The sequence below is a fragment of the Sulfitobacter sp. 1A12779 genome (genome assembly GCF_043557315.1).
Lineage (GTDB): Bacteria > Pseudomonadota > Alphaproteobacteria > Rhodobacterales > Rhodobacteraceae > Sulfitobacter > Sulfitobacter faviae.
The window spans coordinates 15,008-29,174 of the sequence record NZ_JBIFFU010000030.1 but is presented as its reverse complement, the minus strand read 5'-3'; the positions used below and the strand labels follow the sequence as shown (position 1 = coordinate 29,174).

The window sequence follows — 14,167 nt, the reverse complement described above, 5'->3', positions numbered from 1 at the left end:
CTCTACGGCGAACGCGCGGGCACATTCATTGCCAATGCCGGGGTGCAGCAGGTCTTCGGGGTGAATGATTTCGAGACCGCCAAGTGGCTGAGCCAGATGATGGGTCAGGAAACAGCCGGGTTCCAGACCGACAGCTTTAAGCCGGGTGACGGTCCCAGCTTCAGCAACAACATCACGAGCCGCGATTTGCTGACCCCCGATGAAATCATGCAGCTCCGCCCGGAAAACCAGCTCCTGCGCGTTCAGGGGCGAGCCACCGCCGTCGCGCAAAAGCTGCGCTACTATGTTGATCCCGAGTTCAGGGGGCAGTTCGTCCCTCAAGATCTCCAGTGATCAAAAAATCTGTATTTCCGTGGTCCTTCGGTCAAATCAATACCACCTATCAAAAGGCGCGCATCCCATAGCTCTTGCCATGTTGGCCATTCCTTCAAGAAATGCAAAACCTTCCAGGCCGCCACCAGATTGTACGGAAAGAGTCCGATGGATGAATGTCCACAGCCAAGCCGTAGAAGCTCGGGTGAGTGTCCGGTTTTTTGTAAAAACTTTATCATCCATTCTGACCCTTCCGGGCGCGCGATAGTGTCTTTTTCACCCAGGATGACCATCTTTTCCAGCCCCCGGCGGGTGAGACCAAACGTGTGCATGTTCAGGCTGATGATGCTCCAGGCAGCTCTCAGCTCCTCTAGAGACATGTTGGATTCGATACGTTCCCGAAGCGGTTTCATGGTTTCGGCGCTCCAGACAAGATCGGCAGGACTCATGGGCGTCACCATCAGAACGGCTTTGTCGACCTTCTCGTCTTGCGCGGCGATCAGACCGGCAACGGTGCCACCGATACACATGCCCACGACAGATATCTTCGCAAAGCCAAGCTCATGAAGCCAACCAACAATTTTACGGCCATCCAACACGGCTTGTCTCATTGCCCAAACAGTGCGCCCGATATTCGCGCTCAAAAAATTGTCTTCGGCAGAGTCACTGCAGCCACGATCAAAGTGGTACGGAAGCGTTGCTTCGACCACTGTTATCCCTTTTGACGCAAAGAATTTCGCAAATTTTGGATACCGGTTGCGGGCGTACCAATGATGAAAGACAACAATCGCATGCTCTTTTGATCCACTGCCGGTTACGACACACTCAAACGTGTTGTTTTCGTTTTCTAGTGTTGTGATGTCTGACTGAAATATAACGCTGTTGTCTGTGACCTCCAGTGGTTCAAACGACGAGATGGGTGAGTAAAACTGTTTCCCCTCGCCGATAGTCCAAGAGGTTAGGTCAAAGTCCGGAGAGTATTGATTTTCGGCTTCGTCAACCGCGAAGGCGGCAGATGCGTCATGAGAGAATTCGATGCATTTTTGAGAAATACGTTCCTGACGATCCAAGGATTTTTGGATGTGCCTATGGTCATGGCTGCGTGCTAGCTGTCGGAACATTGGATCTCCTGACTTCCATTTTGGTTTCTTTGATAACCAAACAGAATCGTCAGACTCAAGAGATTAGAGAAGAATCAGAAGATTGCTGTGGTTCAAACATGACTTCTTGAACAGGGGGACGATGTTTGAATTTGTTAAAGGGGTCGCGTTTTGAGGGAGTTAAATAGAGTTATAATAGAGTTACACTTTGGAAAAGGTCCAATAACACACTGAAAAAAAATATTTTTTCTAGAAGTCTGGTGTGTGAAATGACGAAGTTTGGTGTGTGAAATGACGAAGTTTGGTGTGTGAAATGACGATAGCTGAGAAAAGTTACCCACAGGCTGTTGGTGTGTGAAATGACGACTCTTGACGATCAGTGTGTGAAATGACGATAGTGAGCCATGGTGTGTGAAATGACGAATCGTGAGCTGAGCAGAGGGTGTGTGAAATGACGAATGCACGCTCCCCGCTCCTGCCTGACCGGCATCCGCAAAAAGACCTGTTCGTTTGCGACATTGTGGACGCGGTGCCGAAAGGCGACATGGCTTCGATGGAACATCCAGTGTTTACCCTCTCGACCAAGCCGGACATGAAGCCGCGACGCTACCAGAATGGTGATAATTCGATTGAGGTTTCACCGTCACGCTACGGGCTGGCCACAGTCCATGACCGTGACGTGCTGATCTACTGTATCAGTCAGTGCATGGCTGCACTCAACGAAGGCCGCAAAGTCAACCGGTCGATGCGGTTCAAGGCTCATGATTTGCTGGTGGCGACGAACCGTCAGACTTCGGGCCAAGGCTACCAGCTCTTGAAGGATGCGCTGCGGCGTCTGCAAGGCACGCAGATCGAGACGAATATCCGCCAAGGTGGCAAGGAATATTTTAAAGTGTTCGGCCTGATCGAGTCCGCGGAAATCGTTCGGGAGGCACGTGACGGTCGGATGCAGGATGTCGAGATCACACTGTCGGATTGGGTGTTTGATGCCATCGAGAACAATCATGTTCTGACATTGAACAAGCAGTATTTTTTTCTCCGAAAACCGCTTGAACGGCGACTCTATGAACTGGCCCGTAAGCATTGCGGCGCACAACCCAAGTGGAAGTGTGGGCTCGAACTCTTGCGCGACAAGTGCGGGTCAGGCTCAACCACGAAAGAATTCAGGCGATTGATTTCGAAGATCATCGAAGATGACGCGGTGCACGACCATCTTCCCGACTACGCCATGAGCATCGAAAGCGATAATGTTGTCTTTCGCCCCAAGGGGGCTGAGGCGGTGATCGCCCCCTCTTTCCTAGCGTTGCGGTTCAGAAAACCAGACACACATGATGAAGCGCGGCGTCTTGCGCCCGGGTGGGACGTATACGTGCTGGAAAACGAGTGGCGGTCATGGGTGCATGACAAGGCTATCGACGTGAAAGATGCCGATAAGCACTTTCTGGCCTTCTGCAATAAGCGAGGCGCATACCAGAATTAAAACGCACAAATGTGGGTTTGTGGCTTTACGCTTTCCCACGAATGTGGTGAGGTGGACTCATGATCATATCTTTCCTGAACCAAAAAGGCGGCGTCGGCAAAACCACCCTATCGGTGAACGTGGCGGGCTGTCTGGCACGCCAAGGCCACCGGGTGCTTCTGATCGATGCTGACAAGCAAGGCTCGGCCACAACATGGGCAAGTCTGCGCGAAGATGCGCCCTTCCAGGTTGTCAGCATGGCACGGGCCAACATGGCGCGGGACGCGCTAAAGCTTGCCCAAGACTATACTCACACCATCATCGACGGCCCGCCGCACGCGGAGGAGATTGCCCGATCTTGTATTGTTGCATCGGACTTTGTGGCGTTGCCCATCGAACCGTCCGGTCTCTCGACGTGGGCATCTGACCTGACAGTGCGTCAAGTCAAAGAAGCGCAGGAATTCAAGCCTTCCCTCAAATGTGGGTTTGTGGTTTCCCGCAAAATAGGGAAAACTGTCATAGGGCGAGATATTCGCAACATGGCTGCCGAGGCGGGTTTGCCAATCCTAGCAAGTGAGATCGAGCAACGGGTGGCCTTCGCTGAAGGTATGACCATGGGGCAAACGATTTTCGAGTGGGCTAGCGATAGCAATGCGGCCCGCGAGATCAACCAATTAACGAAAGAGATTGAGCGGTATGTCGAAGAAGACATTTTCGGCGGCTCCGAAGCCGAAGCAGCAGCCAACGGATGACCAAATCCTCGCGTTTGAACGTGGTGGGGCAGGGCATGACACAACACGGGCAGACAAGCCGGTCGCGAAGACCATGCCGGATGAGCCGACCAAGCGCCTGAGCCTGGATCTTCCGGCGAGCCTGCACACGCGATTCAAAACGGCGTGCAGTGCGACGGATCGGAAAATGGTAGGTGAACTCCAAGCCTTCATTGAACAGCGCACGCAAGAATTGGAAGAGGATGCGGGTATAACCCGCAAATGAACAAAAGCACAAATGTGGGTTTGTGTGAAATACTTCGCAGGCGGGATTTGTGGCTTAAAAACAAAGGGGAGGGCGGCGGCGCAAGAAACGTCACCGCATGATGAGAATGCATGCAGAGCTGAGAACGAGAGAAGCCCTTGGGCCATTCGGCCCGGTCGAGGAAAAGAACGCACCAGACGTGTTGTACACGGCGGGTGATACTGCGCTTTTGACCGAAGGCTCGCGTGTGGCGATTGTCGGCTCAAGAAAAGCCACCCCGGACGGCATCAAACGAGCACAGGCTGTTACTCGTGCCTTGGTGCAGCAGGGTATCATTGTCGTCAGCGGCCTAGCCGAAGGCATCGACACAGTGGCGCATAGAACTGCGATAGAAGAGGGCGGGCGCACTATAGCTGTGCTCGGCACGCCTTTATCCAAGGCGTACCCGGCCACGAATGTCGGTCTACTTGAAGAGATCAAGCGTGATCACCTAGCGATTTCCCAGTTTCCCGAAGGTTATCCAGGCAAGAGCGAGAATTTCCCGCGCCGCAACCGGACGATGGCGCTCATCTGCGATGCTACCATCGTGATCGAAGCAAGCGAGAAGAGCGGGACACGTCATCAGGGCTGGGAAGCAATTCGGCTCGGACGCGACCTCTACCTCCTCGAGAACGTCGCCAACGACCCGAACTTGACCTGGCCAAAGCAGCTCATCGAGTATGGGGCGCAGGTTTTGCGCCGCGAGAACCTGCCGGACATCCTGCTCGACATCCCAAACTACACAGCCGGGGGCGTTCGTGCCTTCGAGCTATGAGTACGGCACGTTCGCCAATTATTCGCCACGCGGCACCTCGGAGTTCTCGAAACGATCGAGAGGAACTTGTGGTGCTATCAAAGCGGGCAGGGTGGATATCATCGCTTCCGCTGTCCCTCACTTGCGTGACGCCAAGTCCGATAATCTAAAGCCGTTTCTAGGGCCGGATGTGACTTTGGTGCCTGCACCGCGTTCTGCGCCTCTGCCGGACGGAGCTCTATGGCCCGCAAAGGTCATCTGTGATGTTCTGCACGAGCATGGGTTTGGCCAGGACGTGCAAACCTACCTGACGCGGATCAAGGCCGTGCCAAAATCGTCGAGCTCGCAAAGGGCGGATGACAGGCCGCTTGTACCGATTCACCTGGATAGCATCGAGGCGGAACGTCCCTTTTTTGTGCCGGACAAAATCACTATCGTCGACGATGTGCTCACCTTGGGACGCACGACATACGCTTGTGCTGAGCTGCTGCGCCAGGTCTGTCCCGAGGCAGAAATCCGCATCTTCGCAATGGTACGCACTCAAGGCATCCAAGACGACATCAATAAGATCGTCGATCCAGCTACCGGTATAATCACGGGCTTCGACTCCGGAAAGACGAGACGCGATCCATGAATCCACAAAAGCACAAATGTGGCTTTGTGGGTTAACCAGCGCATCATTATAGGGGCCTGTTTTCGGAGGGGGCAGAATAATAAGCCTATCGCCGCCGCCTTCTTTGATGCCTGCCGATCCTGATACGTGTTCCACGATCTTGCAGCTCATGTTGCATCAACAGGGCGAAGCGGTTTGCCCACCCCTCTGTGTGAATGAGTCGGTCAAACTTGCTGGTCGGTAGCTTCAGTATCTCGCTTCGGGGTTTTTGCGATAGTGTGGCCCAATCGTCATACAGAACGTACAGCGCGTTTCCGTGGCGCATGTTTTCGAAGACGACAAGATCGTCGGCATACTTCGCACCGATGTAATGATCATTTCCGCCCAAGCCCTTCAAATACTCGATTGGCTGGAATTGCTCGAACAACTCCAGCCGTTCCGTGATCGTTGCCAAGTCAGGCGGGTTTCGACCGCCATTTTGTTGAATACGCATCGCCAGGTCGGCAATCTGTCCAGGCGGGAAAACGTCCCAACGAAGCCGACTTGTGAAAACAAAGTCGGGGTTTTCTGATGCTGCTACAGCACTGACGCCGGTGTTCTCCTGGAGAAGGTTAACTGCGAAAAGCAGGTCCTCTTCGAAGCTGGCCGAATGTTTGGAAAACACTTCATCAATCGAGAAGACGATACCGAAACGGCCATCGTTCAGAACTTCTTGAACGGAAACCTCGATTTGGAAAAGGTAAGGTGGATAGCTGTCAGTCTCATACACCTCACGCGGAATGGCGGCGGTAGTCCAGCCGTTGCGGGCTGCATCGCCGTAGATCGGAATGTCCCGATAAAAGTATTTCCGATGCTTAGGCAGGTCCTTGCGAGTAACCGTCCAGCCTTCGCTGTTCCGCTTTGACGTGGTGCCGACATTAATAGGCGGCACGACTTCCCAGCTTTGCCCGACCTGAAGGGTTTCATGCTTTAGGCCGAGGTGGGCATAGGTTCCTGCGACTATATCGTCAGTGCTGATCCTCTTGCCTGCTAGGACCTTGATATCGTCCACCACAATCCGTTGAAGCTCCACGCGGATTGGCTTCGGTAGTGCCCGAAACTTCTTTTTCCATTTTCCCATGAGGCTTCCTATCTATGCGCCGCTGAGAGATACAACCATCTGTGCCCATCAAGATATCTTATACAATATTTAGCATAAGTGCACAAAGCTTGCATGCTCTGAGGGGCCGCCAGATGGTAGAGTAAAACAACCGGTCAGCATATAACTTAGTCCGAGGTAAATGTTGGATCGACCTATCACCTGTGACGGTTGCTGGCGTCTGCTTCAAGATTTCATGCAAGCTTTATGATAAAAGCCTGCATGGTGGATTGCCGTATCTGAACATGCTGCATGGCTTCGATGCGCAGGACCACCAAAACTGCTGCGGTCCCTTGACAAGCTCTGCCCCACATAAGAAGATTATCACATGGGGTTTGCGAGCGCCCCACGAAGCGTCAGCTGAAGATCGCGTTCCATATCACCCGCAAGACGGAGGAACGCACATGCCTGCGCCCAATGCCATTTCGTTCGACAAACTGACCCGTATCATCGGAACACCGCGCGCACCGCTTTTGCTCGATGTGCGGTCCGAGGAAGATTTCGCGGCTGATCCACGTTTGCTGCCCGGTGCTGTCCGGGTCGATGATCAGGCGCTTGCCAGCCTTGCGCCCCAGCTTGGTGGACAGCCCTCAATCGCTGTCTGTCAGGCAGGACACCGGCGCAGTCAGGGCGCGGCTGCCTGGTTGCGCGCCGAGGGGTGCCCTTCAGAGTATCTTGAGGGCGGGTTCGACGCGTGGCGCGCGGCCGAACTGCCGTTGATCGATTCAACGCGGCTGCCCGCGCGCGACGGACAAGGCCGCACCATCTGGGTGACGCGCTCGCGTCCCAAGATCGACCGGATCGCGTGTCCCTGGCTGATCCGCCGCTTTCTCGACCCTCGTGCGGTCATCCTGTTTGTCGCACCGGCCGAGGTGGTGGGTGTGGCCGAACGCTATAACGCCGCGCCGTTCGATATCGAAGGTGTGTTCTGGAGCCACCGCGACGACCTCTGCACGTTTGATGTGATGCTGGCAGAGTTTGGCCTGGGCACCCGGGCGCTTGACCGGCTGGCCACGATCATTCGTGGTGCTGATACCGCGCGTCTCGATCTCGCGCCAGAAGCGGCAGGTCTGCTGGCCGCATCACTTGGTCTGTCACGTATGTATTCAGACGATCTGGAGCAGTTGGATGCTGGAATGTTGCTCTACGACGCCTTCTATCGCTGGGCGCGGGATGCAACTGACGAGACACATAACTGGCCTACCAACAAGCCGAAGGCAGACTGATGCAGGACCGCACATACCCAACGCTGACCGAGGCTACCCGTATCTGGGCCCGCATCGGCCTCCTGAGCTTCGGCGGTCCGGCCGGACAGATCGCGCTCATGCACCGCATCCTGGTCGAGGAGCAGCGCTGGCTGGGCGAGAAGCGGTTTCTCCATGCGCTGAACTATTGCATGTTGTTACCAGGCCCGGAAGCGATGCAGCTCGCCGTCTATATCGGCTGGCTGATGCACCGCACGCTCGGCGGCATCATCGCGGGCGTCCTGTTCGTGCTGCCCGGCATCGTGGCGATCATGGCACTCAGCTGGATTTATGCGCTCTACGGAAATGTTGGGCCGGTCGAGGCGCTTTTCTTTGGGCTGAAGGCTGCTGTTCTGGCCATTGTGGTGCAGGCGGTTATTCGTATCGGCTCGCGGGCACTCAAAAACGGAGCGATGGTCGGAATCGCCGCTGCTTCGTTCGTGGCCATTTTCGGTTTTGCGGTGCCGTTTCCGCTGATCATCCTGATTGCTGGCCTGATCGGGTTCTTTGGGGCGCGAGCGGGCCTGCCCGCGTTCCAAGGTGGCGGCGGACACGGCAAGGTCGGGGCAGTCCAGGTCGACGACGCTGATACCCTGCTCGGCGAAGAGTCACCGGATCATACGCAGGTCAACCGGGGCTGGGCGTTTCGCATTTCTGGTGTTTTCCTTGCCCTCTGGCTTGCTCCAGTGGCGCTGCTCTTCGCCATACTGGGGCCAGAGAACGTCTTTTCGCAGATCGCGGGCTTTTTCAGCGTCATGGCTGTGGTCACTTTTGGTGGGGCGTATGCCGTGTTGGCCTATGTCGCCCAAGAGGCGGTGCAGAATTACGGCTGGCTCGCTGCCGGTGAGATGCTGGATGGTCTCGGCATGGCAGAGACGACGCCGGGGCCGCTCATCATGGTAACGCAGTTCGTGGGCTTCATGGGGGCCTTCCGCGAGGCGAGTGGCCTATCGCCCTTGATGGCTGCAACGCTCGGTGGGCTGCTGACGACATGGGTCACCTTTGTGCCTTGCTTCCTGTCGATCTTTCTCGGTGCTCCCTTCATCGAGCGTCTGCGCGATAACGCCGTCCTGACGGCGGCACTGACCGCCATCACCGCAGCCGTGGTGGGCGTCATTCTCAATCTGGCCGTCTGGTTCGGGATGCATGTCGTCTTTGACGACGTCAGGGCCGTGACCGGTATGGGCCTGAACATCGAAGTGCCTGTGTTTGCGTCGGTTAATCCTGCCGCGCTGTTTCTGGTGCTGGCGGCCGTGATTGCGGTGTTCCGTTTCAAGTTCGGCCCGGTCACAATTCTCGTTGGATGCGCGGTCGCAGGCGTCGCATTGCGAACCATGGGTGTCGGGTAACTCTTCGCGCGCCCATCTACCTAAAGCTGCGACGCCCAACGGGGATGGTTCTCATCCACGACAAAGGTATGCACGTGCTTCCGGGCCCCCTGAAGATGCGGGTGGTCGGGTGGCAGGTTGTCATGGGTATGCTCAAGCGTTTCCGGATCTTCGCGTGGCCAAAAGCGCATGGCGGCCAGGATGCCTGCAGCTGCCAAGACCACCAGGACAGCAAGCGCCACAAGCAGACCGAACTGCGTCATCAGCCATCCTGACAGCGGATAGGTCAGAAGCCAGCAGGCATGGCTCAGTGCGAACTGTGCCGCGAACAGCGCGGGTCGATCCTCTGCATGGGCAGAGCGGCGCAGCAACCGCCCGGAGGGCGTCAAGACAGCAGAGTATCCAAGGCCCACAAACAGCCACGCTCCAAGCAGGACAGGCCAGATCAGTCCGGCCACCGCGATCTCGGCCGCCAATATGGCCAATGTCAGCACCATCAGCATAGCGCCACCGATCATCACCGCCCGATCCGTGACCCTGTCCAGCACACGTGGCAAGAACAATGCAGCAGCCATGGACCCCGCACCGAAAGCGAAGAGCGTCCATGCAAGGGCGGACGCGTCCAGCCTGAGCGTACCACGCACCAGCACGACGGAATTGACCAGCACCATCGCGCCCGCCGCCGCTGCCGCCATGTTCAGCGCCAGCAGCCCACGCAGACGTGGTGTGGCAAGGTAAATGCGGATGCCGCGTGTCGTTCGGTCATAGATGCCGCGCGGTGCGGATGGTTTGGGGCTGGGCAGCATGACCGAGATAATCAGCATGGCCGAGGCGGCAAAGCCTGCCACCGTGCCCAGGAACAGCGCGTTATAGCTGACCATCGCCAGCAAGAGCCCCGCCAGCATCGGGCTTGCGATATTTTCAAGATCATAGGCCAGCCGCGACAGTGACAGCGCACGGGTATATTGCGCCTCGTCCGGCAGGATGTCGGGGATCGTCGCCTGAAAGGTCGGCGTGAAGGCGGCAGAGGCGGATTGCAGCACAAAGATCAGCACGTAAACCTGCCAGATCTCGGTCACGAAGGGCAGGCACAGCGCCACGGCCGCCCGCACCAAATCGAGCACCACCAGAAACACGCGCCGGTTCACCTTGTCGGCAAAAGCGGCGGCCACAGGTGCGACACCCACATAGGCCACCATCTTAATTGCAAAGACCGTCCCCAGCACCATCGCGGCATTCTCGCCCGCCAGATCATAGGCCAGCAGGCCAAGTGCGACGGTGGCCAATCCAGTGCCCAGTAATGCGACGACCTGTGCCGCGAAGAGGTGACGGTAGGTCCGATCGGCAAGTACTTGCAGCATGGGGGCGGTCCTAAAGGTAGCGCGAGATCGCTTTCAACTCTTCACGATCCGAAGGGGATTGGTCGGCATCGAGGCAATGGTCGATATGGTCATGGATCAGGGCGCGCTTTGCATTGGCCACGGCATTTTCTACAGCTTGCATCTGCTGTGCGATCTCGACGCAGGGTTTGCCCGCCTCGATCATCTCGATGACGGCACGCAGATGCCCATCGGCGCGTTTGAGCCGAGCAATCAAAGCAGGGTGGGTTGCATGGGGATGGGGCTTTATCATAGAACAGAATTATCCCCCCCGAGGGGATAGAACAAGATGGCATGAACAACATGCTGCGGACAGGATCGAGCAGTCAGGAAATCCCGTGCAACGGCTGAAAACTTTCGGACGAACCGCGTGGTCGGCACTTTTGTGTCTGGCGCTCGTCGTGTGGTCAATCGCACCTGCGACGGACCATGCGCCAACGGTGTTCGATGTCATTGCAGATCATCGCGCGATGATCGCGGAACATGGGCATACCCACGGCTTCCACGAAGACTTGGCATGGGCTTTACATGGTCATAGTCACGATGTGGCTGATCATGACCATAGTCCGGCTGTGCTAGCGCTGGCCGCGACAACGAACGAAGTATGGGACAGCCGTGATGTCTGGCATCTCCATGCTTCCTCGACAGGACCACATCGCAGTTACATGATCGACCGACCTCCACGTGCATGATGCGGGCCGCATTGCGGCACGACCTTTCCATCAATCACACACTGGAGACAAATCCATGACCTCAACTTCGCGGGTCCTGCGCGCCGTGGCACCAAGCCGCCCGCTTGCGCTGACCTTTATCTTGCTCGCAGCGTTCATGCTGACTGCGGCGCAGGCCTTTGCCCATAACGTCACCGCAGGTGACGCGGGCTATATTCAGGAAATCTGGGGAGTGAAGATCATTCCCTTCATCTACCTCGGTGCCAAACACATGGTCACAGGATATGACCATATCCTGTTCCTGCTCGGCGTCGTCTTCTTCCTATACCGGATGAAGGACGTTGGCATCTATGTCAGCTTGTTTGCTATCGGCCATTCCGTCACCATGCTGTTGGGCGTCTGGTATGGCTGGGGCATCAACGCTTATATCATCGATGCGATCATCGGGCTGTCGGTAGTTTACAAAGCGCTCGACAACCTTGGCTATTACCAGAAATGGTTCGGCTTCCAGCCCAACACCAAGGTCGCAACGCTGATCTTCGGGCTGTTTCACGGCACGGGTCTGGCGACGAAGATCCTTGAATACCAGATTCCGCAGGACGGTCTGTTGGCGAACCTTCTGGCCTTCAATGTCGGGGTCGAGGTGGGCCAGTTGCTTGCCCTTGCCGTGATCCTGATCGTCATGGGCTACTGGCGGCGGCACCCGAACTTCATGCGCCAAGCCACCATCGCCAACGTGGTGATGATGAGCCTTGGTATCTGGCTGACGGCCTATCAGGTCGCCGGTTACATTGCTTCAACCTGAACAAAGAACGGATAGTCACATGCATAATGCACCCAAACCAAACATCGAAGAATTGCCAACCAAGGCGCAATTGTTCCGCTCCACCATCATCGCAGGCATCGGCGCTGTTGCGATCATGGTCACGGTTTACCTGCCCGCCGAATATGCCATCGACCCCACAGGCGTTGGCCGCGTTCTGGGCCTGACCGAAATGGGCGAGATCAAGGTTCAGCTGGCCGAAGAGGCCGAGGCAGATCGCTTGCTGGATGAACAGCGCGCGCTGGACCAATCGTCCAGTTTGCTGGACAACGTGTTCGGCCTGTTCGTCGGTGCCGCCCATGCGCAGGAAGCCTGGCAGGACGAAGTCACCTTTGTTCTGGAACCCGGCGGCACGGCCGAGATCAAGATGACGATGGAGGCTGGCGCTACCGTCACCTACGCGTGGACCGCAAGTGGCGGACGGGTCAACTTTGACCTGCATGCCCACAGTGGCGGAGAGTCTGTCGACTATGAGCGTGGCGCTGGCCAGACAGAAGGCGCGGGCACAATCGAAGCGCCATTTGCAGGCGATCACGGCTGGTTCTGGCGCAACCGCGACAGCACGCCCATCACCATGACCATCCAGGTGCGCGGTGAGTACAGTGATATCGTCGAGACCTACTGAATGAATCACTCCGTGCCTGTGGTTCGCTGCGGGCACGGCTATCCGTTGCACCTCAGGCATGATCAGTCATTGCCTGAAGAGGCGGCAATTCAAGTTCGCAACTGTCGATGCAAGCTTTTTATTAAAAGCTCGCATGAGCACCCAAGCTAAGAACCCAACAAAACATGGGGAAAGTGCAGCGTCTCACAACATCCCACTTCCGTCATGCAAGGTTTGCAGGTATTATACCGCTATAACCTCGCAAGGATTTGCCCGTGAAAGCTGCCGCCCAGACCACCTGGAACAAGGGTCGCGTTGTAGGCAAAAAACCTCCGCTGACGCCCGACCAGGTCTCCCTGATCCGGATGATCCTGCGCCAGGAGAAAGCCCTGCGTGATCTGGCGCTGTTCAACGTGGCCCTCGATACCAGTTTCCGGGGGTCTGACCTGGTACGCCTGCGGGTCTCGGATGTGGCCACCCCGGCAGGGGTGCGCGAAATCGTCGAAATCCGACAAAAGAAAACCGAGACGCGCAATGCGCGTCCGGTCCAAGCGCGCCTGTCCTCCGGGACGCGTGACAGCTTGCGCGCCTATCTCGCAGCTTCAGAAAAGCCGCTGCACGGCTGGCTCTTCACGGGGCAGGGGGCACGGTGGTCCCAGTCCCATCTCAGTGAAAGTCAGCTCTGGCGTCTGTTCCGGGTCTGGCTGGAGAAGGCTCGCCTCGATCCCAGCCTCTACGGCCTGCATTCGCTGCGCCGGACCTTCCCGACCCATATCTACCAGCAGACTGGCAACCTGCGCGCGGCCCAGCTGTTGCTCGGCCATGCCAGTATTGAAAGCACCAAGGAATACATCGGAACCGAACAGGCTGAAGCCCTCGAAATTGCGCGCAAGTATCACCTGTGACAGCCATGCAGACCTATCTTGAGAAACGCCAGCCTGCGCAGAAAATGGCCCGGTTCTACCGGATGGCGGTCATGCCGAACCTGTTCGGCGAATGGACGCTGTACCGGGAATGGGGCCGCATAGGGCAGGGCGGTCAGGTTCGGATGGATTGGTTCGAGGACGAGAACCAGGCCGTTGCGGCTCTGGTCACACTGGAAGCCTCCAAGCGTCAGCGAGGCTACTGGGTGGAGCCCCAGCAACTGGCGATGTTCAGGTGATAGCGTGACGGACTCGCACAAGCTTCTCGATCGGCAGAAAAGTATAGTAATTATACCATTTTCAACATATATTGCCCTTCATGAAGTTCGAGTATGACCCCGACAAAAGCGTCGCGAACCGTGAAAAGCACGGGATCGACTTTGATGAGGCCCAGGCTCTCTGGGATGATCCTTATCTGATCGAGGCCCCTGCCAACGTCACGGATGAGCCACGCTTTCTGGCGGTTGGCATGATCGGGGCCAGGCACTGGACGGCTGTCTACACATACCGGAGCGACCGGGTGCGGATCATCTCCGTGCGCCGTGCTCGCACGCAGGAGATTGACCACTATGAAAGCGACTGAATTCGACGAACGGTTTGAGGCGGGCGAAGACATGTCCGCCCATGTCGATTGGACAAAGGCGCGCCGCCTCAATGTCGAGGCCAAGCGGGTGAACGTGGATTTCCCAACCTGGGTAGTTGCCGGTTTGGACCGGCAAGCCCAGAAGCTGGGCATCACCCGTCAGGCGCTGATCAAGATGTGGATCGCGGAGCGGCTAGAGTAAACTGATCGAGTTTAGCCGGT

18 protein-coding genes are annotated in these 14,167 nt (G+C 56.8%); 14 read left to right on the top strand and 4 right to left on the bottom strand.

Going from position 1 to position 14,167, the window contains the following annotated elements; genetic code table 11:
• Window positions 1-333 (top strand): type IV secretory system conjugative DNA transfer family protein (locus ACGYLQ_RS18880; RefSeq protein ID WP_394444338.1); only part of this gene is annotated, 333 nt, incomplete at its 5' end.
• Here the strand turns inward: ACGYLQ_RS18880 and ACGYLQ_RS18875 are convergent.
• Complete coding sequence (locus ACGYLQ_RS18875; protein WP_394444336.1) at window positions 318-1,433, bottom strand: alpha/beta hydrolase family protein; 1,116 nt, start codon at window positions 1,431-1,433, stop codon at window positions 318-320. The two genes, ACGYLQ_RS18880 and ACGYLQ_RS18875, sit on opposite strands and share 16 nt — an antisense overlap.
• Window positions 1,434-1,863: 430 nt before the next feature.
• Between ACGYLQ_RS18875 and ACGYLQ_RS18870 the strand changes: the two genes are divergently transcribed.
• The 5 genes from ACGYLQ_RS18870 to ACGYLQ_RS18850 all read left to right on the top strand — a co-directional run bounded on the left by ACGYLQ_RS18870 (window position 1,864) and on the right by ACGYLQ_RS18850 (window position 5,273).
• Window positions 1,864-2,892, top strand: a complete 1,029-nt coding sequence (locus tag ACGYLQ_RS18870; protein ID WP_394444334.1) for a replication initiator protein A — start codon at window positions 1,864-1,866, stop codon at window positions 2,890-2,892.
• A 59-nt stretch (window positions 2,893-2,951) separates the two neighbouring features.
• A complete protein-coding gene (gene parA, locus ACGYLQ_RS18865; protein ID WP_394444332.1) occupies window positions 2,952-3,623 on the top strand; it encodes a ParA family partition ATPase in 672 nt (223 codons plus the stop codon).
• Window positions 3,568-3,867, top strand: a complete 300-nt coding sequence (locus ACGYLQ_RS18860; RefSeq protein ID WP_132953151.1) for a hypothetical protein — start codon at window positions 3,568-3,570, stop codon at window positions 3,865-3,867. Before parA ends, ACGYLQ_RS18860 begins: the two co-directional genes overlap by 56 nt.
• A 97-nt stretch (window positions 3,868-3,964) precedes the next feature.
• Window positions 3,965-4,660 carry a DNA-processing protein DprA gene (locus ACGYLQ_RS18855; RefSeq protein ID WP_394444329.1) on the top strand — a complete coding sequence of 232 codons (696 nt, stop codon included), beginning with the start codon at window positions 3,965-3,967 and terminating at the stop codon, window positions 4,658-4,660.
• A gap of 91 nt (window positions 4,661-4,751) precedes the next feature.
• Window positions 4,752-5,273 carry a hypothetical protein gene (locus tag ACGYLQ_RS18850; RefSeq protein ID WP_394444328.1) on the top strand — a complete coding sequence of 174 codons (522 nt, stop codon included), beginning with the start codon at window positions 4,752-4,754 and terminating at the stop codon, window positions 5,271-5,273.
• An 85-nt stretch (window positions 5,274-5,358) separates the two neighbouring features.
• Here the strand turns inward: ACGYLQ_RS18850 and ACGYLQ_RS18845 are convergent, their stop codons facing one another.
• Entirely contained in the window at window positions 5,359-6,372 is a 1,014-nt protein-coding gene (locus ACGYLQ_RS18845) for a hypothetical protein (protein ID WP_394444327.1), read from the bottom strand.
• Window positions 6,373-6,794: 422 nt separating this feature from the next.
• Here ACGYLQ_RS18845 and ACGYLQ_RS18840 point away from each other — a divergent pair, with 422 nt between their 5' ends.
• Together ACGYLQ_RS18840 and chrA are read left to right on the top strand one after the other, a co-directional pair.
• Window positions 6,795-7,616, top strand: coding sequence for a sulfurtransferase/chromate resistance protein (locus tag ACGYLQ_RS18840; protein WP_274560128.1), 822 nt, complete (start codon window positions 6,795-6,797; stop codon window positions 7,614-7,616).
• On the top strand, window positions 7,616-8,983 hold the full coding sequence (chrA, locus tag ACGYLQ_RS18835; RefSeq protein ID WP_394444325.1) for a chromate efflux transporter: 1,368 nt from the start codon (window positions 7,616-7,618) through the stop codon (window positions 8,981-8,983). Before ACGYLQ_RS18840 ends, chrA begins: the two co-directional genes overlap by 1 nt.
• Before the next feature lie 20 nt (window positions 8,984-9,003).
• Here chrA and ACGYLQ_RS18830 read toward each other — a convergent pair whose 3' ends face one another.
• The gene (locus ACGYLQ_RS18830) at window positions 9,004-10,323 is read right to left on the bottom strand and encodes an MFS transporter (protein WP_394444324.1); all 1,320 of its coding nucleotides are present in this window, start codon (window positions 10,321-10,323) and stop codon (window positions 9,004-9,006) included.
• Between the two features lie 10 nt (window positions 10,324-10,333).
• On the bottom strand, window positions 10,334-10,594 hold the full coding sequence (locus ACGYLQ_RS18825; RefSeq protein WP_394444322.1) for a metal-sensing transcriptional repressor: 261 nt from the start codon (window positions 10,592-10,594) through the stop codon (window positions 10,334-10,336).
• Between the two features lie 494 nt (window positions 10,595-11,088).
• On the opposite strand from ACGYLQ_RS18825, the gene ACGYLQ_RS18820 reads away from it, so the two are divergent.
• From ACGYLQ_RS18820 to brnA, 6 genes are all read left to right on the top strand, one after another.
• A complete protein-coding gene (locus tag ACGYLQ_RS18820; protein WP_394444320.1) occupies window positions 11,089-11,817 on the top strand; it encodes a HupE/UreJ family protein in 729 nt (242 codons plus the stop codon).
• Window positions 11,818-11,836: 19 nt separating this feature from the next.
• Entirely contained in the window at window positions 11,837-12,460 is a 624-nt protein-coding gene (locus tag ACGYLQ_RS18815) for a transmembrane anchor protein (RefSeq protein WP_394444319.1), read from the top strand.
• 254 nt (window positions 12,461-12,714) lie between these two features.
• Window positions 12,715-13,344, top strand: a complete 630-nt coding sequence (locus ACGYLQ_RS18810) for a tyrosine-type recombinase/integrase (protein ID WP_394444317.1) — start codon at window positions 12,715-12,717, stop codon at window positions 13,342-13,344.
• 5 nt (window positions 13,345-13,349) lie between these two features.
• Entirely contained in the window at window positions 13,350-13,601 is a 252-nt protein-coding gene (locus tag ACGYLQ_RS18805) for a WGR domain-containing protein (protein WP_066009070.1), read from the top strand.
• Between the two features lie 80 nt (window positions 13,602-13,681).
• Window positions 13,682-13,945, top strand: coding sequence for a BrnT family toxin (locus ACGYLQ_RS18800; protein ID WP_394444316.1), 264 nt, complete (start codon window positions 13,682-13,684; stop codon window positions 13,943-13,945).
• Entirely contained in the window at window positions 13,932-14,147 is a 216-nt protein-coding gene (brnA, locus tag ACGYLQ_RS18795) for a type II toxin-antitoxin system BrnA family antitoxin (protein WP_037931637.1), read from the top strand. Before ACGYLQ_RS18800 ends, brnA begins: the two co-directional genes overlap by 14 nt.
• The last annotated feature ends 20 nt before the right edge of the window (window positions 14,148-14,167 follow it).

What these genes read in the sequence shown, in the direction of transcription:
- ACGYLQ_RS18875 (WP_394444336.1), bottom strand. Translation starts at nt 1,433, where the DNA reads ATGTTCCGACAGCTAGCACGCAGCCATGACCATAGGCACATCCAAAAA.
- ACGYLQ_RS18870 (WP_394444334.1), top strand. Translation starts at nt 1,864, where the DNA reads ATGACGAATGCACGCTCCCCGCTCCTGCCTGACCGGCATCCGCAAAAA.
- parA (WP_394444332.1), top strand. Translation starts at nt 2,952, where the DNA reads ATGATCATATCTTTCCTGAACCAAAAAGGCGGCGTCGGCAAAACCACC.
- ACGYLQ_RS18860 (WP_132953151.1), top strand. Translation starts at nt 3,568, where the DNA reads ATGTCGAAGAAGACATTTTCGGCGGCTCCGAAGCCGAAGCAGCAGCCA.
- ACGYLQ_RS18855 (WP_394444329.1), top strand. Translation starts at nt 3,965, where the DNA reads ATGATGAGAATGCATGCAGAGCTGAGAACGAGAGAAGCCCTTGGGCCA.
- ACGYLQ_RS18845 (WP_394444327.1), bottom strand. Translation starts at nt 6,372, where the DNA reads ATGGGAAAATGGAAAAAGAAGTTTCGGGCACTACCGAAGCCAATCCGC.
- ACGYLQ_RS18840 (WP_274560128.1), top strand. Translation starts at nt 6,795, where the DNA reads ATGCCTGCGCCCAATGCCATTTCGTTCGACAAACTGACCCGTATCATC.
- chrA (WP_394444325.1), top strand. Translation starts at nt 7,616, where the DNA reads ATGCAGGACCGCACATACCCAACGCTGACCGAGGCTACCCGTATCTGG.
- ACGYLQ_RS18830 (WP_394444324.1), bottom strand. Translation starts at nt 10,323, where the DNA reads ATGCTGCAAGTACTTGCCGATCGGACCTACCGTCACCTCTTCGCGGCA.
- ACGYLQ_RS18825 (WP_394444322.1), bottom strand. Translation starts at nt 10,594, where the DNA reads ATGATAAAGCCCCATCCCCATGCAACCCACCCTGCTTTGATTGCTCGG.
- ACGYLQ_RS18820 (WP_394444320.1), top strand. Translation starts at nt 11,089, where the DNA reads ATGACCTCAACTTCGCGGGTCCTGCGCGCCGTGGCACCAAGCCGCCCG.
- ACGYLQ_RS18815 (WP_394444319.1), top strand. Translation starts at nt 11,837, where the DNA reads ATGCATAATGCACCCAAACCAAACATCGAAGAATTGCCAACCAAGGCG.
- ACGYLQ_RS18805 (WP_066009070.1), top strand. Translation starts at nt 13,350, where the DNA reads ATGCAGACCTATCTTGAGAAACGCCAGCCTGCGCAGAAAATGGCCCGG.
- ACGYLQ_RS18800 (WP_394444316.1), top strand. Translation starts at nt 13,682, where the DNA reads ATGAAGTTCGAGTATGACCCCGACAAAAGCGTCGCGAACCGTGAAAAG.
- brnA (WP_037931637.1), top strand. Translation starts at nt 13,932, where the DNA reads ATGAAAGCGACTGAATTCGACGAACGGTTTGAGGCGGGCGAAGACATG.